This is a genomic window from Xanthomonas sp. NCPPB 1128 (assembly GCF_001043115.1).
Taxonomy (GTDB): Bacteria; Pseudomonadota; Gammaproteobacteria; order Xanthomonadales; family Xanthomonadaceae; genus Xanthomonas_A.
Genome location: NZ_LFME01000003.1, coordinates 1 through 20,542 on the forward strand (window position 1 = coordinate 1; position 20,542 = coordinate 20,542).

The following is a 20,542-nucleotide window of genomic DNA, read 5'->3' on the forward strand; positions in this document are numbered from 1 at the left end:
GCGCCTGAAGGTACTCGGCGAGCCCGGCGGATCACGCAGCGGTGATCTCGATGAAACTGCGGCGATGCTTGCAATGGGCATCGCCGCTTGGCCGTTGTAGGAGCGGCTTCAGCCGCGACGCATTACCGGTAAGGCGTCGCGGCTGAAGCCGCTCCTACCGAGAAGCACGCGGATGCCGCGCAATCGCGGGCTACGCCCACCCCGAACCCGAATCCCGATTCCCAGCGCTTCAGGCCGCCGCGGCGCGCACCAGTTCCGCATAGGTTTGCGGCAGCTCGCGCATGTGTTCCATCACTGCGGCCACGCCGAGCTGGTGCAAGGTTGCGGCATGTCCGGCGGGGATATGCGCGGCGCCGGTGAAACCGATCACCGTCATGCCCGCGGCCAGCGCGGCGCTGGCACCGGTGGCACTGTCCTCGATCACCAGGCACCGCTCCGGCGCCACGCCCAGCGTCTTCGCCGCCAGCAGATACACGTCCGGCGCGGGCTTGGGCCGCGCCACCATGTCGGCACTGAAGATGCGCTCGCCGACACGCTCCTGCAAGCCGGCGCGCGCCACCGAGGCGACCACGCTCTCGCGCATGCTGTTGGAGGCGACCGCCAGCGGCAGCGGCAACGCCAGCAAAACCTCGCGCACGCCGTCGATCGGCTGCACTTCCGCCGCAATCAGCGCTTCGGAGCGCGTGCGGATCTCCTGGTACAAGCCTGGCGGCAAATCCAGCGCGTACTGACGCTGCACGCGCTGCACGATCTCCTGCGCGGTGAGGCCGAAGCTGCCGGCGAGGAAGCGTTCCAGTTCGGCCCGCGGCACATAGGCGCCCAGCGCATCGAGCATCACCCGGTCGGCCAGCACTTCGCTGTCGACGAGCACGCCGTCGCAATCGCTGATCAACAGGTCGAAGGGGGTCGCCGTCATCGCGCGCTCCTGGAGGGAAACCGCCATTATGCCGCCGTGCGCATGTCCCCCACCTGTGCGAAGGCCTGCAGCGGCAACACTGCGACCATCGCGCATGTGCAGATCGCGTACGTGCAGGACATGCGCACTATGTGCCCGCACGCGGCGTGATGCCTGCACGCCCTGCCCGCCCGCGGCCACCACCACAGCGTGGCGGCGGTCTGTCGTGCAATCGTTGGTTTCCGGTTAAAACGCCTGCCACCCATCGGCGTGTCGCCTGCAATCCGCAGACAGCGTCACAAAACTGCCGCCAAGCTCCGGCCATCCGCTGCTAGCATCGGCAACGGCGCCAGGACGTGCGCCGTCATCCCAGGACCGCGAACAGGAAAGGAGCCTTGCATGCGTACGCCCGTCCCTGCCCTGATCGCACTCGCGACCTCGCTGTTCTTCTCGGTCAGTTGCGCCGCACAGTCCGGCGCCAAGGAGCATTCCGCCATGTCAGCCTCGCTGCAGGATCATTCGGTCGCCTTCCGCGACCCCGCACTCGCCGACATCGCCGCCGCCAGCGCGCGCGGCGATGTCGCCCGCATCGCCGCCCTGGCGCCCAGCACGGACCTGTCCGCGCACGGCGACCAGAACGTCACCCTGCTCGAATGGGCGATCTGGAACGAACAGCCGCGCGCGCTGGCGGCGCTGCTCGATGCCGGTGCCGACCCGTCGCTGCCCGGCATGGATCAGGAAACCGTGGTGCACATGGCGGCCATGGCCAAGGATCCGCAGTACCTGCAACTCCTGCTGCAGCACGGCGCCCCGGTCGACCCGGTGAGCGCGCGCGCGCACTGGACGCCGCTGTTCCGCGCCGTGCAGAGCAAGCGCGACGCGCAGATCGAAATGCTGCTCAAGGCCGGCGCCGATCCGAAGCGCGTCGACGCCACCGGCAACTCGCTGCTGCATCTGGCCGCGCAGAGCAGCGCCGGCAACCCGTGGGTTCCGAAGCTGCTGCAGGCCGGGGTCGATCCGAACCTGCGCAATGCGCAGGGCAAGACCTTCCAGGCGTACTTCTTCAACACGCCCGAGCGCCTGCTCAACGCCAATGCACAGCAGACCCGCAACGACGTGCGCGCCTGGCTGAGCGCCCACGCCATCCCCATGGAAGCGACCCGCTGATGCGGTCGGTCGCCACACTCGCACGGAGCCGCGCATGAACCAGAGCGATCTTTCCCCGTCCGATCCGTCCACCTCCTTCTCCGACGCCGTCCGCGGCCAGCAGCCGCAGGCCGTGGACCGGCAACTGCCGCCGCTGCTGCAGGACCTCTACCACACCGCGGCCGAGCGCCGCGCCGGCGGCGCCGAGACCTTCGCCGCGCTGCCCGATGGCTGGTCGCGCATGGACGACGCCGCCCTGCAGCGCGCCGACATCGATCCGAGCCTGCAGCACGACGCCAAGAGCGGCTTCGATGCCGCGTTCTACCGCAACCCGCAGGGCAACGTGGTGCTGGGGTTTTGCGGCACCGACGAACTGAAGGACTGGAAACACAACATCGGCCAGGGCCTGGGCTTTTCCGACGCGCAGTACGCCTCGGCGATCCAGCTCGGCAGCCAGGCCAAGCAGGCCTTCGGCGAGAACCTGCTGATCTCCGGACACTCGCTGGGCGGCGGCCTGGCCGCGGCCTCGTCGATGGTCAACGACGTGCCGACCGTGACCTTCAACGCCGCCGGGGTCAACAACAAGACCCTGGAACGCGAAGGACTGGACGCTGACGCCGCCAAGGCCTATGCCGCCGACGGGCTGATCCGCGGCTATCACGTCAAGAACGAACTGCTGACCTACCTGCAGGAAGACAACCTGCTCACCCGCGGGCTGATGCCGGACGCTGCCGGCCACCAGATCCAGCTGCCGGAACCGGACCCGCTGTCGTTCGGTCAGCGCCTGATCCCAGGCATGATGTTCAAGCATCGCCTGGACCTGCACGGCATCGACTCGGTGATGAAGGCCGAGGATCTGCAGGCGCAAAGTCAGGGTCAGGCGCAATCGGCCGGCCTGTCGACCGGCAGCCGCCTGTTCAACGACGCGGTGGTGCAGCTGGATGGGCAGCGCGACCGGCTCGGCCTGCACGACGACGCGGCCTTCCTCAACACCGCCGCCAGCGTCGCTGCGCATGCCGGCCAGGACGGCCTGCAGCGCATCGACCAGGTCCTGCCCAGTCGCGAGGGCGATCGCCTGTTCGCGGTGCAGGGGCAGCCGGAGAACCCGGCACATCTGCGCAGCCAGGTGCAGACCGCAGCCGCGGCCCACGAGCCGTCGCAGGCCAACGTCGGCCAGTTGCAGCAGCAGAACCTGCAGGCGCCGCCGCAGCAGCAGGAAGAGCGGCAGCGCAGCGTGGCGATGCAGTAGTCGCTGCAGACTCAAGCATAAGGCAGGCGTTCGAAGGAACGCCTGCCTCGATCGCCGCCAAGACCATGCGGAACGCGCATCGCTAGCGCCCTGGCGCTCGGATCGCGCTAGCGCTGGGTCGGACCACCACGCAACCTGGGCTCAGCCGGCGCCGGCCATCGCGCGCAGCACGATGCCCACCACGTAGGCCAGATAGGTGCCGGTGGCGTAGCCCATCGTGCCCAGCAGTACGCCGACCGGCGCCAGCGCCGGATGGAACGCGGCCGCCACCACCGGTGCCGAGGCCGGGCCGCCGACGTTGCTCTGCGAGCCGATCGCGAAGTAGAAGAACGGCACCCGCAGCAGCTTGCCCAGCGCCAGCAGCAGCAGGACGTGCACGATCAGCCAGATCAGTCCGAGCGCGAAGATCCAGGGTCGGTCGAACAGCGCCAGCAGATCCATCTGCATGCCGATGCAGGCGATCAGGAAGTACAGCAAAAGCGTGCCGATACGCGAGGCGCCGGCGCCCTCGAGGGTGCGCGCGCGGGTGAAACTGAGCAGCAGGCCGAAGGTGGTCGCCAGCACCACCACCCACACGAACGGCGAGCCGAGGCTGAACTGCTTGGCCCAACTGACGTTGGCGTCGAACCAGGCCGCCGCCGGCGTGGCGATCGCATGCGCCAGACCCACCGCGCCGAAGGCAATGCCGACGATCAGCATCAGGTCGGTCAGGCTGGCCACGCGCTCGTGCTGGGCCTGGAAGTGGGCGATGCGCTGCTTGAGGTCGTCGATGCCGCGGGTGTCGGCGCCGCTGCGCGCGTCGATGGCCGGCGCACGCTGCGCCAGGAAGATCAACAGCGCCATCCACACGTAGCCGACGCCGACGTCGACCACCGCGAACTGGCCGAAGGTGGTGGCATCGACCTGGAACACCTCGCGCATCGCCAGCATGTTGGCGCCGCCGCCGATCCAGCTGCCGGCCAGCGCCGCCATGCCGGCCCAGGTGTCGCCGGCCACGGTCACCGGATGCAGCCACTTCATGATCTGGAACGCCACCACTGCGCCGAGCATGATGCTGAAGGAGGCACCCAGGTACATCGCCACCAGCTTCGGTCCCAGCCGCAGGATGCCCTTGAGATCGACGGTGAGGGTGAGCAGCACCAGCGCCGCCGGCAGCAGCACGTCGCGCGCGACCGGGTTGTAGAGTTTGTTGTGCTGCCCGTCGATCAGGCCGACGGTGTTGTAGATGCCCGGAATCAGGTAGCACAGCAGCAGCGCCGGCACGATGCCGTAGAAACGCTTCCAGACTCCCGACGGCCGCGCCGCGGTCCAGAACACCGCGCCGAGGGTGGCGGCGATCAGGCCGAAGATGACGATGTCGTTGGTGATCAGGGGCGTGGAGGGCATCAGGCGGTAGGCGGGGATTCGGGAGCGGGGATTCGGGATCTAGGATTGGCGGTTAGCGGTTGAGGGTTGAGGGTTGAGGGGGAATTCGACCGTAAGCAGCGCCAACGTCCTCACACCCATGGCAGTCGTAGGAGCGGCTTCAGCCGCGACGCGGTGCCACCACGGTCGCGGCTGAAGCCGCTCCTACGAGACGCCATGCAGACGCTGCATGCCCTGGACGAATCCCGAATCCCGGGGCCTGGGCCATGACCCAGGCCCCAGGACGGGGCCCGAGAAACCCGGGCCCCAGGCCCCTCACTCCCCGATATGCTGCTTCAGCCAGCCGTTGACCGTGTCGTGCCACAGGATGCTGTTCTGCGGCTTCAGCACCCAGTGGTTCTCGTCCGGGAAGTACAGGAACTTGGACTCGATACCCTTGCGCTGCAGCGCGCCGAACGCGGCCAGGCCCTGCTCCATCGGGATGCGGAAATCCTGCTGGCCATGGATCACCAGCATCGGCACCTTCCACTTGTCCACTTGCAGGATCGGGTTGAACTTCTCGTAGCCGGCCGGGTTCTGCCACGGCGTGCCGCCGTTCTCCCACTCGCTGAACCACAGCTCCTCGGTGGCGTAGCCCATCATGCGGTTGTCGAACACGCCATCGTGGTCGACCAGGCACTTCCACGGCTTGTTCCAGTTGCCGGCCATCCAGTAGACCATGTAGCCGCCGTAGCTGGCGCCGAGCGCGCAGGCCTTGTCGCCATTGAGGAAGCCGTACTGCTTCTGCGCCGCGTCCCAGCCCTTCTGCAGGTCTTCCAGCGGGCGGTCGCCCCAGTGCTGGCTGATCGCGTCGGTGAAGGCCTGGCCGTAGCCGGTGGAGCCGTGGAAGTCGATCATCACCACCGCGTAGCCCTGCCCTGCGTAGGTCTGCGGGTTCCAACGGTAGCTCCAGCCGTTGCCGAAGCTGCCCTGCGGGCCGCCGTGGATCAGGAACGCCACGGGGTAGGTCTTGCCTTCCTGGTAGTTGTACGGCTTGACCACGTAGCCATGCACGGTGTCGTTGTTCCAGCCCTTGAACGAGAACTGCTCATAGTCGCCGAACTTCACGTCCGGCAGCATCTCGCCGGCGCTGGAGGTGATGGCGCGCGGCTGCTGGCCGTCGGCATCGGCGACCATGATCTGGTCGCCGCTCTTGAGGCTGTTGCGGGTGAAGACCAGGGTGTTGCCGGCCAGCACCGGCGCGGCGACGCTGCCGTCGGCGGCCACGGTGCGCACCTTGCCATCGGCCACGTCGACCGCGAACAGCGGATGCTGGCCCATGTCGTCGGCGGTGGTATAGACGGTCTTGCCGTCGGCCGACAGCACGATCTCGCCAGCGGAACGGTCCCACTGCGGGGCGATCTCGCGGGTCTTGCCGCTGGCCACATCCATCGCCATCAAGCCGAAGCGGTCGGCCTCGAAACCGGGGCGCTTCATCGCGCGGTAGAACAGGGTCTTGCCGTCGGCGGAGAACACCGGTCCGGCATCCCAGGCCGGGTTGGACGCGGTCAGGTTGACCGGTGCGGCCTTGCCGGCGGCGTCCAGCCGGTACAGATCGAAGTTGGTCGACCACGGCTCCTCGCGGCCGGCCACGCGCACGCTGGCGACCAGCGACTGCCCGTCCGGCGCCCAGGTGTAGTCCTCGCTGCCGCCGAACGGCTTGGAGGGGATGTCGCCGGCCAGGGTCACGCTGACCGCCGAGGCGCCGGCGACCGGCTTGGCCTTGGCGCCAGCCGGCAGCGGCGCGACGAACAGGCTGTTGCGGCGGCCGTCGTTCCAGGTATCCCAGTGGCGCACGAACAACTGGTCGAACACCACGCCGGTGGCCTTGGACTGCTTCTTGGCGTCCAGGCGCTTCTGCGTGCAGGCCAGGTCCGAGCCACAATCCTGGAACACGCCGGCGCTGAAGGCCACGCGGTCGCCCTGCGGGGCGATGCGGTAGCTGTCCACGTCCAGCGCGAAATCGGTGAGCTGGCGCGGCGCGCCGCCGGCCAGCGGCAGCGCGTACAGCTGCTGGCGGCCGGACTTGGCGCTGAGGAAGTACACGGTCTTGCCGTCGGCCGACAGCTCCGGCGAATTGACGTTCCAGCCTTCCGGCGTCAGCCGCTTCGGCGGCGCCGCATCGCGGGTGCGCAGGTCGCGCAGCCACAGGCTGGTGCTGGACTTCTCCAGCGCCTTGTCCATCTGCCGCTTGGCGAAGACCACCGTGCCGCCATCGGGCGTCAGCAGCGGCGAGGACACCCGGTCCAGCGCGACCATGTCGCGGACTTCGAAACCGCGGGTGGCGGCCAGCGCGGGCAGCGCGGTCAGCAGGGCCAGGGGCAGCAAGGCGTAGCGCAGGGTCATCGGGTGTCTCCGGAACACGGCAAAACGTCGATGGTAGGGGCCGCGGCGGGCATGGCGCAAAGGACTGAAGTCATGGAGGGGCTGGGATTGGGGAATCGGGATTGGGGATTGGGAAGAGCGACGCGCTGACCCGTGACGTGCAGGAGGCCGATGCCGGCGCTGGTGTCAGGCGGACAGCGGCAAGCGCGCGGGTGATGCGATGCGGTCCTGGGTCCACGCGATGCACGCGGCGCGGCCAGCCAACCAGCGAGACGCTGATGGAACGGCACGCGCGGCGCGCTGGCGCGACCGCAAAAGCGAAGCCCGGCGCGGGGCCGGGCTTCGAATGTTGCGTTGCGGGAGGCGATTGCGCCGTTACGCGTGCGGCTTGGCCGCGGCTTCGCCCTTGCGGCCGGTGCGGTACAGCAGCCAGCCGACGAAGGCCAGCAGCGCAAGGCCATACCACTGGTTGAGGTGATAGGCCTCGGGAAGCGCCAGCACGTCCTTGTTGTTGGTGATGACGATCGGAAGCGCAATGCCGATGCCCATCAACGCCTCGCCGGTAATCAGACCCGCTGAAAACAACACGCCTGGACGATGCACGCGATCTCGCCCTTCCTCGTCATCGGCGCGAATCTTGTGGAAACGCTCGACCAAGTGGGCGATCAGGCCACCAAGGAAGATCGGCACCATCAGCTCCAGCGGCAGGTAGATGCCGATCGCCGCGGCGAGCACCGGCACGCGGAAGCGCTTGCCGGTCTTCTTCAACCATTCGTCAAACGCGATGATCGCCGCACCGACACCGGCGCCGATCGCAATCATCGTCCACGGCAGTGTCCCACCGAACAGACCCTTGGCTACCGAGGCCATCAACATCGCCTGCGGGGCCGGAAGCGTCTTGCTGCCGATCCCGTACGCCTCTGCGAGCAGATTCAGCACCGGCGCCATGATCAGCGCGCACGAGAACGCACCGATGGCCAGCATCAACTGCTGCTTCCATGGCGTGGCGCCGACCAGGTAGCCGGTCTTCAGATCCTGCAGGTTGTCACCGCCGACTGCCGCGGCGCAGCACACCACTGCGCCGATCATGATCGCGGCGACCGCACCGATCGGGGAATCGCGCCCGAGCAGCAGCACCAGCACTGCCGAGGCGAACAGGATGGTGGAGATGGTGATGCCGGAGACCGGGTTGTTCGACGAGCCGATCAGGCCGGCCAGGTAGCCGGACACCGAGACGAACAGGAAGCCGGCGACGATCATGATGAGGGTCATCGGCACGCTGACGTGCCACTGGCCGACGATGGCCTGGTACAGACCCAGCAGCGGCAGCGTGCACAGCAGCAGCGCTACCAGCATCCACTTCATCGGCAGGTCGCGATCGGTCTCGGCCACCGCGGCGCCGCCGGTGCTCTTGCGCGCCGCAGCGAAGCCGCTCTTGACACCCGACAGCAGCGACTTGCGCAGCGAGAACAGCGTCCACACGCCGCCGATCAGCATCGCACCCACGCCGAGGTAGCGGACTTTTTCGCCCCAGATCCCGAACGCAGCCTCGGCCGCCGGTGCGTTGGCCAGGCTCTGCGCCAGCGCCGGGTCGGAGCCCATGAAGAACTGCTGGTACAGCGGGATGGCGATATGCCAGGACAGGATCGAGCCGGACAGCACCACGATGCCGACGTTGAGCCCGACGATGTAGCCCACGCCCAACAGCGCCGGCGACAGACCGGTCCCGATGTAGCCGACCATCTTGCTGCTGCCGACGTACGCGGCCTGCGCCCAGGTATCCGGGATCACCTTCAGGCCGCTGGCCGCGCCGAGCTTGACCAGCCCGCCGATCGCTGCCGACAGGCCCAGGATTTTCAGCCCCGGCCCGGGATTCTCGCCGGCCTTGAGCACTTCCGCGGCGGCCTTGCCCTCCGGGAACGGCAGCGGATCCTCGACGATCATCGAGCGCCGCAGCGGCACCGAGAACAGCACCCCGAGCAGGCCGCCCATGCCGGCGATGCCCAGCACCCACCAGTACTTGAAGTCCGGCCAGTAGCCCATGATCACCAGCGCCGGGATGGTGAAGATCACCCCCGCCGCGATCGAGGAACCAGCCGAGGCGCCGGTCTGCACGATGTTGTTCTCGAGGATGGAGCCGCCGCCGAGCAGGCGCAGCACCCCCATCGACACCACCGCCGCCGGAATCGCGGTGGCGATGGTCAGGCCGGCGAACAGGCCGAGGTAGGCATTGGCGGCGGACAGCACCACGGCCAGCACGATCGCCAGCACCACGGCACGGAACGTGAGCTGGCGCGGCGCGGCAGCGTTGTTCATGGTTACCCCTGAAACGACAAAAACGCTTTGCACGCTAGCGTCTGGGGCGGGGCAAGTCCAGCCTCCCGGCGCCCAGCTTGTGGCACATGCCTGGGGGGCGGGGATTGGGGAGTGGGGATTTGGGATTCGCAAAGGCAGCGGCAGCTGGTAGCCCCTCTCCCACCGGGAGAGGGGTTGGGGTGAGGGTACGGCCTCGCGACGAACCGCCCATGCCAGGCGCCGCCATTCGAGCGAGCGCCGGCGCCCCCTATACTCCGCCGCTGCCTTCCTGCGCCGAGAGTCGCCGTGTCCGTGTCCTCCCTGCCGCTGCGCGACGCGCGCGACGATTTCCTCGGCCATCCCAAGGGCGTCTACGTCTGCTTCTTCACCGAGATGTGGGAGCGCTTCTCCTTCTACGGGATGAAGGCGCTGCTGTTGCTCTACCTGACCAAATACCACCTGTTCGGCGACGACGCCGGGCTCGACCTACTCGGTGCCTATGGCGGCCTGGTGTACTGCGTGCCGGTGCTGGGCGGGCTGCTGGCCGACCGCTGGCTGGGCATGCGCAAGGCGGTGGTGTTCGGCGGCCTGCTGCTGGTGCTCGGCCACATCGGCATGGCCTTCGAGGGCCACGCCGCCACCCGGGTCAACGGCGAGGTGGTGCGCGACACCGCATCCCTGGGCGTGACCTACCTGTCGCTGGCGCTGATCATCATGGGCGTGGGCTTCCTCAAGCCGAACATCTCCACCATCGTCGGCAAGTTGTACCCCGCCGACGACCCGCGCCGCGATGCCGGCTTCTCGCTGTTCTACGCCGGCATCAACCTCGGCGCCCTGTTCGCCTCGCTGGTCTGCGGCTTCCTCGGCGAGGCCTACGGCTGGCGCTACGGCTTCGGGGCAGCTGGCATCGGCATGCTGCTCGGCCTGGGCATGTTCCTGTGGGGCCAGAAATACCTGCACGGCCACGCCGAACCGGCGCAGCCGGCGCTGCTGCGCGAGCGCGTGCTCGGCGTGCCGCGCGAATGGGCGATCTACCTGTGCGCGGTGCTGGGCGTGCTGCCTGTGGCCGCCTTGATGTGGGCCGCCGCCAACGGCGCCTTCAGCCTGGGCGGGGAAATCTCCCTGGCACTGCTGCTGATGCTGCTGGTGCTCGGCGCGGTGCTGCTGTGGTTCGCCTGGTTCACCGGCACCCAGTGCACCCCGGTGCAGCGCCAGCAGATGATCGCGCTGATGGTGCTGATCGCGATGGCGCTGGTGTACTTCACCCTGTACGAGCAGACCTACGGCTCGTGGGTCACCTTCACCGACCGGCTGATGACCAAGGACATCGTGCCGTCGCTGGTGATCCGCGGCGGCACACCCCTGCCCTGGTCGATCGCCTCGCTGCTGCTGGCGCCGCTGGGTTTCGTGCTGGCGGCGGCGCTGTCGGACCGCCGTCCGGACTCGTCGGCGCCGCGGTTGCTGTTCGTTGGGGTCAGCGCATTGATGCTGCTGTTCCTGATCCGCGACTGCCTGGTGCTGCCGCAGACCGCCGGCTCGCTGACCTACCTGGGCGCGCTGTTCCTGGTGCTGCTGGCGCCGCTGTTCGCCGCACTGTGGGCGTGGCTGGCGCGGCGCGGACGCGAGCCGTCCAAGCCCGCCAAGTCGGCAATGGGGCTGCTGCTGGCCGGCCTGTCCTTCGTGCCGCTGGCGCTGGCCGCGCAACAGGTCGGCGCCACCGGACAGATGGCGAGCGTGTGGTGGCTGGTGCTGGCCTACTTCGTGCTGGAGGCCGGCGAGATGTGCCTGTCGCCGGTCGGCCTGTCGGCGGTGACCCAGCTCGCGGTGCCGCGCGTGGTCAGCCTGATGATGGGCACCTGGTTCCTGGCCACGGCGTTCTCCGAGGCGCTGGCAGCGCTGTTCGGCAAGCTCGCCGCGATCGAGGTGCCGGACGGCCAGACTCTCAACGTCGCCGACGCCGCGGCCAAGTACGCGCACCTGTTCTGGCTGTTGCTGTGGATCGGCGTGGGCTGTGCGGTGCTCGCCTTCCTCGCCGCCCCGCTGCTGCGGCGGATGATGCACGGGGTGCGCTGAGCGGTTGCTGCGGATGCCGCGTCATTGCGACCGCGATTGCGACAGGATCAGGCGTCAGCTGAGCCACTGACTAACCGAGGCAAGTGCGGTCCGGACTTGCTCCGGACCGCACTGAGGTCATGCACCTGCGATGCGCGCCGTACAGGCACGCATCACCAGGCGAAACCACTTACGGCTTCGCTGCCGCCGGCGCCGCCGCCTGCGCACCGCCCAGCGACTTGCTCAGGAACGCCAACAGCCGGGTGTAGAACTCGCGGCGATGTTCTTCGGTGTAGAAGCCATGGCCCTCGGTCGGGACATACAGCGTCTCCACCGGCACACCCGCTTTCTTCAGCGCGGCTTCCATCTTCTTGGAATGCTGGATGGGCGCGCGCTCGTCCTCGCCACCAGCCGCCAGAAATACCGGCACCTTGATCTTGTCGGCCAGATTCACCGGCGAGATCCCCGCCAGTTCGCTGCCCGTCCCCATCCATTCACGCAAAAAGTTCTGACTGGCATCGCGCACTTGGGCATCGCCCCTGACATACATCATCGGCAGGTCGTAGACACCGACATAGCCGGCGGCGCAGCGATACAGCGTCGGCTCCTTGGCTACGCCCATCAACGCCGCATAGGCGCCATAGCTGGCGCCATACATGCAGATGCGCTGCGGGTCGGCGATGCCCTGGTCGATGGCCCAGCGCGTGGCGTCGGTGACGTCGTCCTGCATCTTGCCGCCCCACTGGCCGGCGCCTGCCTGCTGGAACGCCCGCCCGTAGTTGCCGGAGCCGCGGTAATTGACCTGCAGCACCGCGTAACCGGCGCTGGCCAGGATCTGCGCATCCTCGTCGAACATGCCGTTGTCGAACTCACCGAACGGGCCGCCATGCGGCATCACCACCATCGGCACCTTGCCGGACTTGGCCGCTGCCGGCAGGGTCACGAACCCATGCAGTGGCAGGCCATCGCGCGCCTGCAACGCGATCGGCCGCACCTCGGCCAGCTTGGGCGACTGCAGGGCAGCACGACGCGCGAAGACGAAATCGGCCTTCTTGGCGACGGTGTCGAACAGATAGAACTCCCCCGGATTGCGCCCGGACTGCACGTTCACCAGGTTGAGCCGGCCGTCGCGGGTGCTGGAGGGGACATAGACCGCCTGCCCGGGGAAGGCCGCTTCCAGCGAGCGCTGGGTCTTGGCTTCGGGAGAGGCACTATCGAAAAACAGGCTACGCGGCGTGTCGCCCAGCACCTGGACACCAACCGGAACGCGGGTGCCATGGCGATAGATGATCGCGTAGGGATCGGCCAGGGCATCGCGCGCGACTACCTTGCGCTCGCCGCTGTCGGTATTCCACGACTCGATGACGTCACTGCCCTTCGCCTGCTGGGCCAGAAGATAGGCGGTATGTCCATCCTCGGAGAACCCGATCGGCAATTCGACGTGTTGGCTGACATTTTCGTCGTTGATCAGCTTCCAGTCGCTGCCCTGCGCATCGCGATAGAACAGCTTCTTGGCATTGTCGGCATCGGCTCCCGAGGCGAAGCGCACCTTGCCTTGCTCATCGCTGTAAAAATCGGCGCCGCGCACCTTGGGCGAACCGGTCAGCAACCGCCGGCGGCCACTATAGACATCCATCACTTCGGTGCGACTGTAAGGGTCCTGACTGGTACTGAACGGCTCGGCCTGGATGATGTAGTTGCGATCGTCGCCGGGTAGCGGCCCCACCCAGTGGGCGATGACCTTCTCCACCTTCTTGGTCTGGATCAGCGTGCCCGGCCCGTTGCCGGTGACGCGCTGGCCCACCAGCAGCTCCGCCGCCCCGCCGTCGGCGTTGATCGCGAACAATTCTCCGGTCCCCCAGGGCCGATCCCGCTGACCGATCTTCTGGACCATGTTGAACAGCACGCGCGTGTCGTTGACCCACACGAAATCATAGACGTGCGTGTTCTTCTCCATCGAGAAGCTGCCGACGATCTTGTTGTCGGAGCGGCGCATGATCGCCAGCGCCGTCCGATCCTCCAGCGGCACCGTCGCCGCGTAGTACTCGCCGGTCGGCGACAACTTCAGTGTTTCGACCTGCTCCTTGACCAGATACGGCGCCAGATCCACCTGCGCCCATGCATTCCCCGCTCCCAGCAGACACAACAACGCGACTGCGCGCAGTCCCCTCTTCATTCCTTGTTCCCCTGTTCCCGTTGGCGTGACGTACGCGTGAAGTCTAATCCAGGCGCTTGTCCGATGGCGTACCGGAAGCTGGGCGCCGACCTCCGACGACGTCGGGGCTGGAAACCAAAAAGGGCGCGCAGCCCGGAAGCCGCACGCCCGTCATTTGCCACGGAAACGGCAGCGCGCACCGATCGAGCGCATCGCCCCCTGCCGTCACCTACCCTCTCGGTACACCGGTCGACCCGCGCACCATCAAGCTGAAATCCAGCGTCTGCTGCAGCGGTACGTCCACCCGTTCGATGATGGCGAGCAGCAGGTTGACCGCGCGGACACCGATCTCTCGCATCGGCTGCCGGATGGTCGTCAATGGCGGCGTGAGGTAACTGGACGACGCCAGGTCGTCGAAGCCGACGATGGACAGATCGCACGGCACGCGGATGCCCAGGTCCCGGCAGGCCGCCAGGGCCCCCAGTGCCATCTGATCGCTGAAGCAGAAGATCGCGGTCGGCGCGGGTGTACGGCCCAATAGCGCCATCGCCGCCGCATGGCCGGATTCCACGGAGAAGTCGCCCGGTACCACCGTCAGGCTGCGCAGGCAGCGGCGCGCCTTGGCAGAGGCGCGCACGCCTTCCAGTCGTTGCTGATGCAGGGGATTGTCGGGCGGGCCGCCCACCACCGCGATCTGCGTGTGCCCCAGTCCATACAGGTGTTCCATCACCGCCTGCGCCGCGGCCGCGTTGTCGATGTGCACGCTGGGAATGCCCAGCGCCGGGTCGAACTCGCAGCCGTTGACCACTGGCGCGGCGGCGCCTTGCTGCTTGACGATCTCACGCGCCGTCGGCGGGAGGCGGTGCCCCAGCACGATCAGGCCGTCCGCCTCGTTGCGTGGAAGCATCTGCGCGTAGCGCTCCTCGCGGTCGGGCTGGTGCTGGGTATCGCCCAGCAGCACGGCGTAGCCGACCGCCTGCGCGGCATCCTCCGCGCCCTGCAGGATCTGCGCAAAGAAGGGATTGGCGATGTCCGGGACGGTGACCAGGAGCTTGCCGCTGCGCTGGGTCTTGAGCGTCCTGGCCACCGTGTTGGGGACGTAGCCTAGCGCAGCGGCGGCCTGCTCGATGCGCGCGCGTGTGGCGGGCAGGACTTTTTCCGGCCGGGAGAGCGCCCGCGACACCGTGCCCGCGGTGACGCCGACGTGCTTTGCGATGTCGTAGATGGTTGTCGCCATGAACTGAACTCGTGTTCTGCTGTGCAGTGCACAACGGGTCTTGCGGGAGGCCCATGCTAGGATGATTCAATCGATTGCATGAGGGCGAATCACGTTGAAGACGCTCAAGGGTCCGGCGCTGTTCCTGGCACAGTTCATCGCCGACACACCTCCCTTCAATCGCTTGGACACGCTGGCCGAATGGGCTGCGGGCCTGGGCTATTCTGGCCTACAAGTCCCGACCAGCGCGCCCCACCTGTTCGATCTGGCCGAGGCCGCGCACAGCCAGGCGTACTGCGACGACCTCGCCGGCATGCTGGCCGGGTACGGCCTGCAGATCACCGAGCTGTCCACCCACCTGCAGGGACAGCTGGTCGCCGTGCACCCCGCCTACGACAGTCTGTTCGACGGCTTCGCACCGCCGGACACGCGCGGCAACCCCGCCGCCCGCCAGGCCTGGGCGGTGGAGCAACTGCGGCTGGCCGCCAAGGCCAGCCAGCGCCTGGGGCTGACGGCGCATGCCACGTTTTCCGGCGCGCTGGCCTGGCCTTACTTCTATCCCTGGCCGCAACGCCCGCCCGGGCTGGTGGAGGAAGCCTTCGCCGAACTCGGCCGGCGCTGGCGCCCCCTCCTGGATGCCTTCGACGCCTGTGGCGTGGACCTGTGCTTCGAGATCCACCCGGGCGAGGACCTGCACGACGGCGCGACCTTCGAGCGCTTCCTGGACATGGTCGACCAGCACCCACGCGCCAAGATCCTGTACGACCCCAGCCACCTGCTGCTGCAGCAGATGGACTACCTGGGTTTCATCGATCGCTACCACGCGCGCATCGGCATCTTCCACGTCAAGGACGCGGAATATCGCGCCAGCGCGCGCAGCGGCGTCTATGGCGGCTACCAGGACTGGATCGATCGTCCGGGGCGGTTCCGCTCGCTCGGCGATGGCCAGATCGATTTCAAGGCGATCTTCTCCAAGTTTGCGCAATACGATTTCCCGGGCTGGGCGGTGCTGGAGTGGGAGTGCTGCCTGAAGCATCCGGAAGACGGGGCACGGGAGGGTGCCGCGTTCATCCGCGACCACATCATCCGCGTGACCGAACGCGCCTTCGACGACTTCGCCGGCAGCGGCGCCGATCCGGAATCGCTGCGGCGCATGCTGGGAACCTGAGTCATTACCGCCCTGGGAGGGGACGCCATGACGCACACCATGTCGCGCTTGGGCGCGATGATGTTTCTGCAGTTCTTCATCTGGGGGGCATGGTTCGTGACCCTGGGCACGTACCTGGTGCAGGGGCCCCTGCACGCCAGCGCGAGTCAGGTGGCGACGGCGTTCCTCAGCCAGTCCATCGGCGCCATCGTCGCGCCGTTCCTGGTCGGCCTGATCGCCGATCGCTACTTCGCGGCGCAGCGCATCCTCGGGGTACTGCATCTCGCCGGCGCGGTGCTGATGTGGCTGGCGTCCACGGCGACCAGCTTCGGCGTGTTCTTCGCCTGCGTGATGGGCTACATGCTGCTGTTCATGCCGACGCTGGCACTGGCCAACAGCGTGGCGATGCGGCACATGCAGTCGCCTGAGAAGCAGTTTCCGCCGGTGCGGGTCGCCGGCAGCGTCGGCTGGATCGTGGCCGGCGTGCTGATCGGCTGGCTGGGCTGGGAACAGGCGCATCGGCTCGAACTGACGTTCCGGATGGCGGCGCTGGCGTCGCTGGCCCTGGGCCTGTATGCCTTCACCCTGCCGCACACGCCGCCCCTGGCGCGACAGCGCGACGCCGGACTGGGGCAGATCCTGGGGCTGGACGCGCTGCGGTTGCTCAAGTCGCGCTCCTATCTGGTGTTCTTCCTGGCCTCCATCGCCATCTGCATCCCGCTGGCGTTCTACTACAACTTCACCAACCCCTACCTCAACGATCTGGGCGTGCGCGGCGCGGCCGGCCTGCAATCGCTGGGCCAGGTCTCCGAAGTGCTGCTGATGCTGGCCATGCCGTTCCTGTTCGTGCGGCTGGGGGTCAAGACGATGCTGGCGGTGGGCATGGCGGCGTGGGTGGTGCGCTATGCGATGTTCGCCTTCGGCGATGCGGGAGGCGGCTTCTCCCTGCTGGTGATCGGCATCGTGCTGCACGGCATCTGCTACGACTTCTTCTTCGTCACCGGCCAGATCTATACCGATGCGCACGCCGGCCCCGCCGCGCGCAGCAGCGCGCAGGGCTTCATCACCCTGGCCACGTACGGCGTGGGCATGCTGATCGGCACGTTCCTGTCCGGTGCGGTGGTGGAGCACTACACCACCGCGGCGGGCCCGGACTGGCGGCAGATCTGGCTGTTCCCGGCCGGCGTCGCGCTGGTCGTGCTGGTCGCTTTCCTGGTGCTGTTCCGCGACCGGCCCGCCGTCGCGGCCGCACCTTCCGCGTCGTGAGGATCCCACCGATGCCCAAGCTTGGAATCGCCATCGTCGGCACCGGCATGATCGGCGCCGTGCACCGCCGCGCGGCCCTGCTGGCCGGTGCCGCGGTCCGCGGCGTCGCCGCCTCTTCCCCGCAGCGCGCACGCGAGATGGCACAGGCGTGGGATGTGCCGCGCGCCTATCGCGATATCGAGGAGGTGGTCGCCGATCCGCAGGTGCAGGTCGTGCACGTCTGCACGCCCAACCATCTGCACCGCGCCATGGCGCAGGCGGCGCTGGACGCCGGCAAGCACGTGATCTGCGAAAAGCCGCTGGCGACCACGCTGGAGGATGCCCAGGCATTGGCGGCCTTGGCCCGCGCGACCGGGCTGGTCGCAACGGTGCCGTTCGTCTACCGCTACCACCCGGTGGTCCGCGAGGCGCGCGCCCGCATCGCCCAGGGCGAACTGGGGCCGCTACGCCTGATCCACGGCAGCTATCTGCAGGACTGGCTGCTGGACCCCGCCAGCAACAACTGGCGCGTGGACCCGGCGTTGGGCGGCGCGTCGCGCGTGTTCGCCGACATCGGCTCGCACTGGTGCGATTTGGTGGAATGGGTGAGCGGCGAGCGCTTCGCCGAGGTCAGCGCGACGTTCGCGACCGTGATCGCCGAGCGCGGCACCACTACCGGACAGAGCTTCACCACGCCGGCGGCAGGCGGCGCGATGCAGGCGGTCTCCAGCGAAGACGTGGCCATGGCGATGCTCAGAACCGGCGCGGGCACGCTGGCCGCGTTGACGGTCAGCCAGGTCTCGGCGGGGCGCCGCAATCGCCTCTGGTTCGAGATCGATGGCGCCAGGGCCAGCGTGGCGTTCGACCAGGAGGACGCCGAACGGCTGTGGATCGGCCGGCCCGACCAGCGCGAGGAGGTCTTCGTGCGCGGGCCGGGCGCCGGCAGCGCCGAACAACGCCGGCTGGCGACGCTGCCGGCCGGGCACGCGCAGGGCTATGGCGATTGCTTCGAGGCGTTCGTCGCCGACACCTACCGCGCCATCGACGGCGAGCGGCCGGAAGGCCTGCCCACCTTCGATGACGGGCTGCGCTCGGCGCTGATCGTCGATCGCGTCATCACATCGGCCAGGACACGCGGCTGGACATCCATCGATTGAATCCCGGAAGGACTTCCTGATGAACACAGCGACACGCAGAACCGCAACCCTCGCACTGCTGCTCCTCGTGACCCTGCCCGCCTTCGCACGCGACGCCGCCGGTCCGCAGGCCCCCATCGCGGTGCAGATGTACACGCTGCGCAACGCCGGCTCGCTCGAGCAACAGTTGAAGATCGTCCATGACGCCGGCGTGGGTGCGGTGGAGACGGTGGGCACGCAGAACGTTGGCGCGGCGGAACTCAAGCAGTTGCTGGACAAGTATTCGATCAAGGCGGTCTCCTCGCACGTGCAGCTGGCCGACCTGCGCAAGGACCTGGACGGCGTGGTGGCATTCAACCGGTCGATCGGCAACACGGTGCTGGTGGTGCCTTACCTGGACCAGAAGGAACGGCCGACCGATGCCGCAGGGTGGACCGCACTGGGCCAGGAACTGGGCCAGATCGCGAAGCGGGTGCGCGCCAAGGGCATGCGTCTGGCGTATCACAACCACGACTTCGAGCTGGTGGATTTTGATGGCAAGACCGGCCTGGAACTGCTGTTCGCCGCGGCCGGCCCCGATCTCAAGACCGAACTGGACCTGGCCTGGGTCGCGCGCGCGGGCTACGACCCGGCGGCGATGCTGGGCAAGTTCAAGGGCCGCATGTTCGCGGTCCACGCCAAGGACAATGCACCGAAAGGCCAGGCCGAAGACGAAGGGGGCTTTGCCGCCGTCGGCCAGGGCGTGCTGGACTGGAGCGCGATCCTGCCAGCCGCGGCGGCGAGCGGCGTGCAGTGGTACATCATCGAGCACGACCAACCGCGCGATCCGGCCAGTGTCGTGCGGACCGGGGCGGACTACCTGCGCAAGCACCTGCCCGCTGCCGCACCGCGTTAGTCCGGAAAGGAGTTCCGCTTGAACACGATCCTGACGATGGCCGTGGTGCTGCTGGGGACGACGCTTGCGCCAACGGCCTGGTCCAAGGACGACCCGACGGCCGGCGCGCAGCTCTACGCAACCCAGTGCACGGCCTGCCACGGCGCGAATCGCGCGGGCGTCCCACCCACGTTCCCCGCGCTGACTGACGTGGGCAAGCGCCTGCAGCCGGCGCAGATCAAGGAAAAGATCCGCAACGGCGGCGGCTTGATGCCGCCCTTTTCGCAGCTGTCCCAACAGGAGGTCGACGACCTCGCCAGCTTCCTGGCGCAGTAGGGCGTATCACCCATCGCCGAGTTTGCCGCGCTGGGCCTGGCAGGCGCGCGGCCGACGTTGCGGGTGCAGCGCCTGACTAGCTTCGGATCAAGCCGCGCGGCGCTGGCTGCGCGCTTGCCAGCCCAATCCGAAGGGCGGCGGCGTGCGCGCCCATGGCGGGGCCATCGCTCGGGCGTGGACGCACGCCACGCCCTGGCGCTTCATTGCCACACGCGTGCGCATCGCGGCGAGGGCTGCCCGCGGATTGATGACACGCATCAGGTGACCGGCGCCGGCGGGCGCGCCGGCGCTACAGCTCGCGCACCCAGATGTTGCGGTAGCTGACCTTGGAATCATGCTCCTGCAGGAAGATCGGCGCGCAGGCATGCGGCGCATACGACGGCGCGCCGATGTACTCGGTCTTGCCCGACAGCACGGTGTCGTTCTGCACCAGGACGCCGTTGTGCAGGACGGTGATGCGCGCGGGTGACGTGAGTCCGCCGCCCTGCGAGAAACGGGGTGCCGTCCAGATGATGTCGTACACCTGCCATTGGCCTGGCGCACGCGAGGCATTCACCAGCGGAATGGCCTGCTTGTAGATCGCGCCGGCCTGGCCATTGGCATAGGTCGGGTTGTCGTAGCTGTCGAGCACCTGCAACTCATACAGCTCCTGCAGGAAGATGCCGCTGTTCCCCCGCTGCTGGCCGTCGAAGCCACGGGTCGCGGTGGGCGTGCGCCACTCGACATGCAACTGGATGTCGCAGAAGCGCTGCTTGGTGCGGATGCCCTTGCTGCCCGGCACCACGGTCAGCGCGCCGTCGGCGACGCGCCAGGGCACGCGTCCGCCCTGCTCCGACTCCCAGGCCGACAGATCCTTGCCATCGAACAGCACGATCGCGTCCGAGGGCGCGCCGCCCGGGGGCGTGGCCACGGTCGCGGGCACGGGCTTCCACACTTCGGTCTTGGCAGGATCGCGTGCGGGATCGCCGTCGGCGTGCGCGACCGCAGGCACCGCGGCCAGCAGGCAGGCCGCCATCAGCAGGGATCTGGTCATCGTGTTTCCTGGGAAAGGAGGAAGGGCGAAACGT

15 protein-coding genes are annotated in these 20,542 nt (G+C 68.0%); 8 read left to right on the plus strand and 7 right to left on the minus strand.

Annotation, left to right across the window (positions count from 1 at the left end; all coding sequences use genetic code 11):
* Positions 1–229: 229 nt before the first annotated feature.
* Positions 230–916 carry an HAD-IA family hydrolase gene (locus ACP93_RS03435; protein ID WP_048489546.1) on the minus strand — a complete coding sequence of 229 codons (687 nt, stop codon included), beginning with the start codon at positions 914–916 and terminating at the stop codon, positions 230–232.
* Positions 917–1,294: 378 nt separating this feature from the next.
* On the opposite strand from ACP93_RS03435, the gene ACP93_RS03440 reads away from it, so the two are divergent.
* A complete protein-coding gene (locus ACP93_RS03440; RefSeq protein ID WP_048489395.1) occupies positions 1,295–2,062 on the plus strand; it encodes an ankyrin repeat domain-containing protein in 768 nt (255 codons plus the stop codon).
* Positions 2,063–2,096: 34 nt separating this feature from the next.
* Positions 2,097–3,290 (plus strand): Tle-like phospholipase domain-containing protein, encoded by a 1,194-nt coding sequence (locus ACP93_RS03445; RefSeq protein ID WP_048489396.1) that lies wholly within the window; start codon positions 2,097–2,099, stop codon positions 3,288–3,290.
* A gap of 141 nt (positions 3,291–3,431) precedes the next feature.
* Here the strand turns inward: ACP93_RS03445 and ACP93_RS03450 are convergent, their stop codons facing one another.
* The 3 genes from ACP93_RS03450 to ACP93_RS03460 form a co-directional block, all read right to left on the minus strand.
* Entirely contained in the window at positions 3,432–4,676 is a 1,245-nt protein-coding gene (locus ACP93_RS03450; RefSeq protein ID WP_048489397.1) for a DUF819 family protein, read from the minus strand.
* A gap of 294 nt (positions 4,677–4,970) precedes the next feature.
* Positions 4,971–7,040 (minus strand): S9 family peptidase, encoded by a 2,070-nt coding sequence (locus ACP93_RS03455; RefSeq protein WP_048489398.1) that lies wholly within the window; start codon positions 7,038–7,040, stop codon positions 4,971–4,973.
* 354 nt (positions 7,041–7,394) lie between these two features.
* Complete coding sequence (locus ACP93_RS03460; RefSeq protein WP_048489399.1) at positions 7,395–9,335, minus strand: OPT family oligopeptide transporter; 1,941 nt, start codon at positions 9,333–9,335, stop codon at positions 7,395–7,397.
* A gap of 291 nt (positions 9,336–9,626) precedes the next feature.
* Here ACP93_RS03460 and ACP93_RS03465 point away from each other — a divergent pair, with 291 nt between their 5' ends.
* Complete coding sequence (locus tag ACP93_RS03465; protein ID WP_204243634.1) at positions 9,627–11,387, plus strand: peptide MFS transporter; 1,761 nt, start codon at positions 9,627–9,629, stop codon at positions 11,385–11,387.
* 169 nt (positions 11,388–11,556) lie between these two features.
* Here ACP93_RS03465 and ACP93_RS03470 read toward each other — a convergent pair whose 3' ends face one another.
* Entirely contained in the window at positions 11,557–13,542 is a 1,986-nt protein-coding gene (locus ACP93_RS03470; RefSeq protein WP_204243629.1) for an alpha/beta hydrolase family protein, read from the minus strand.
* 208 nt (positions 13,543–13,750) lie between these two features.
* Entirely contained in the window at positions 13,751–14,758 is a 1,008-nt protein-coding gene (locus ACP93_RS03475) for a LacI family DNA-binding transcriptional regulator (protein ID WP_048489401.1), read from the minus strand.
* A gap of 94 nt (positions 14,759–14,852) precedes the next feature.
* On the opposite strand from ACP93_RS03475, the gene ACP93_RS03480 reads away from it, so the two are divergent.
* The 5 genes from ACP93_RS03480 to ACP93_RS03500 are packed head-to-tail and all read left to right on the plus strand — an operon-like array spanning position 14,853 to position 19,475.
* The gene (locus ACP93_RS03480; protein WP_048489402.1) at positions 14,853–15,905 is read left to right on the plus strand and encodes a sugar phosphate isomerase/epimerase family protein; all 1,053 of its coding nucleotides are present in this window, start codon (positions 14,853–14,855) and stop codon (positions 15,903–15,905) included.
* 27 nt (positions 15,906–15,932) lie between these two features.
* Positions 15,933–17,150 carry a nucleoside permease gene (locus tag ACP93_RS03485; RefSeq protein ID WP_048489403.1) on the plus strand — a complete coding sequence of 406 codons (1,218 nt, stop codon included), beginning with the start codon at positions 15,933–15,935 and terminating at the stop codon, positions 17,148–17,150.
* Between the two features lie 11 nt (positions 17,151–17,161).
* Entirely contained in the window at positions 17,162–18,286 is a 1,125-nt protein-coding gene (locus ACP93_RS03490; RefSeq protein WP_048489404.1) for a Gfo/Idh/MocA family protein, read from the plus strand.
* Between the two features lie 19 nt (positions 18,287–18,305).
* Entirely contained in the window at positions 18,306–19,160 is an 855-nt protein-coding gene (locus ACP93_RS03495; RefSeq protein WP_048489405.1) for a sugar phosphate isomerase/epimerase family protein, read from the plus strand.
* Positions 19,161–19,196: 36 nt separating this feature from the next.
* The gene (locus ACP93_RS03500; RefSeq protein ID WP_048489548.1) at positions 19,197–19,475 is read left to right on the plus strand and encodes a c-type cytochrome; all 279 of its coding nucleotides are present in this window, start codon (positions 19,197–19,199) and stop codon (positions 19,473–19,475) included.
* Positions 19,476–19,764: 289 nt separating this feature from the next.
* Here ACP93_RS03500 and ACP93_RS03505 read toward each other — a convergent pair whose 3' ends face one another.
* Positions 19,765–20,508: a 3-keto-disaccharide hydrolase gene (locus tag ACP93_RS03505; protein ID WP_204243630.1), complete on the minus strand. Its 744-nt coding sequence runs from the start codon at positions 20,506–20,508 to the stop codon at positions 19,765–19,767.
* Positions 20,509–20,542: the final 34 nt, after the last annotated feature.

Excerpts from the sequence above, each read along its gene's own strand:
- ACP93_RS03435 (WP_048489546.1), bottom strand. The coding sequence starts at position 916 with ATGACGGCGACCCCCTTCGACCTGTTGATCAGCGATTGCGACGGCGTG.
- ACP93_RS03475 (WP_048489401.1), bottom strand. The coding sequence starts at position 14,758 with ATGGCGACAACCATCTACGACATCGCAAAGCACGTCGGCGTCACCGCG.
- ACP93_RS03500 (WP_048489548.1), top strand. The coding sequence starts at position 19,197 with ATGGCCGTGGTGCTGCTGGGGACGACGCTTGCGCCAACGGCCTGGTCC.
- ACP93_RS03470 (WP_204243629.1), bottom strand. The coding sequence starts at position 13,542 with ATGAAGAGGGGACTGCGCGCAGTCGCGTTGTTGTGTCTGCTGGGAGCG.
- ACP93_RS03445 (WP_048489396.1), top strand. The coding sequence starts at position 2,097 with ATGAACCAGAGCGATCTTTCCCCGTCCGATCCGTCCACCTCCTTCTCC.
- ACP93_RS03440 (WP_048489395.1), top strand. The coding sequence starts at position 1,295 with ATGCGTACGCCCGTCCCTGCCCTGATCGCACTCGCGACCTCGCTGTTC.
- ACP93_RS03460 (WP_048489399.1), bottom strand. The coding sequence starts at position 9,335 with ATGAACAACGCTGCCGCGCCGCGCCAGCTCACGTTCCGTGCCGTGGTG.
- ACP93_RS03505 (WP_204243630.1), bottom strand. The coding sequence starts at position 20,508 with ATGACCAGATCCCTGCTGATGGCGGCCTGCCTGCTGGCCGCGGTGCCT.
- ACP93_RS03490 (WP_048489404.1), top strand. The coding sequence starts at position 17,162 with ATGCCCAAGCTTGGAATCGCCATCGTCGGCACCGGCATGATCGGCGCC.
- ACP93_RS03495 (WP_048489405.1), top strand. The coding sequence starts at position 18,306 with ATGAACACAGCGACACGCAGAACCGCAACCCTCGCACTGCTGCTCCTC.
- ACP93_RS03450 (WP_048489397.1), bottom strand. The coding sequence starts at position 4,676 with ATGCCCTCCACGCCCCTGATCACCAACGACATCGTCATCTTCGGCCTG.
- ACP93_RS03485 (WP_048489403.1), top strand. The coding sequence starts at position 15,933 with ATGACGCACACCATGTCGCGCTTGGGCGCGATGATGTTTCTGCAGTTC.
- ACP93_RS03455 (WP_048489398.1), bottom strand. The coding sequence starts at position 7,040 with ATGACCCTGCGCTACGCCTTGCTGCCCCTGGCCCTGCTGACCGCGCTG.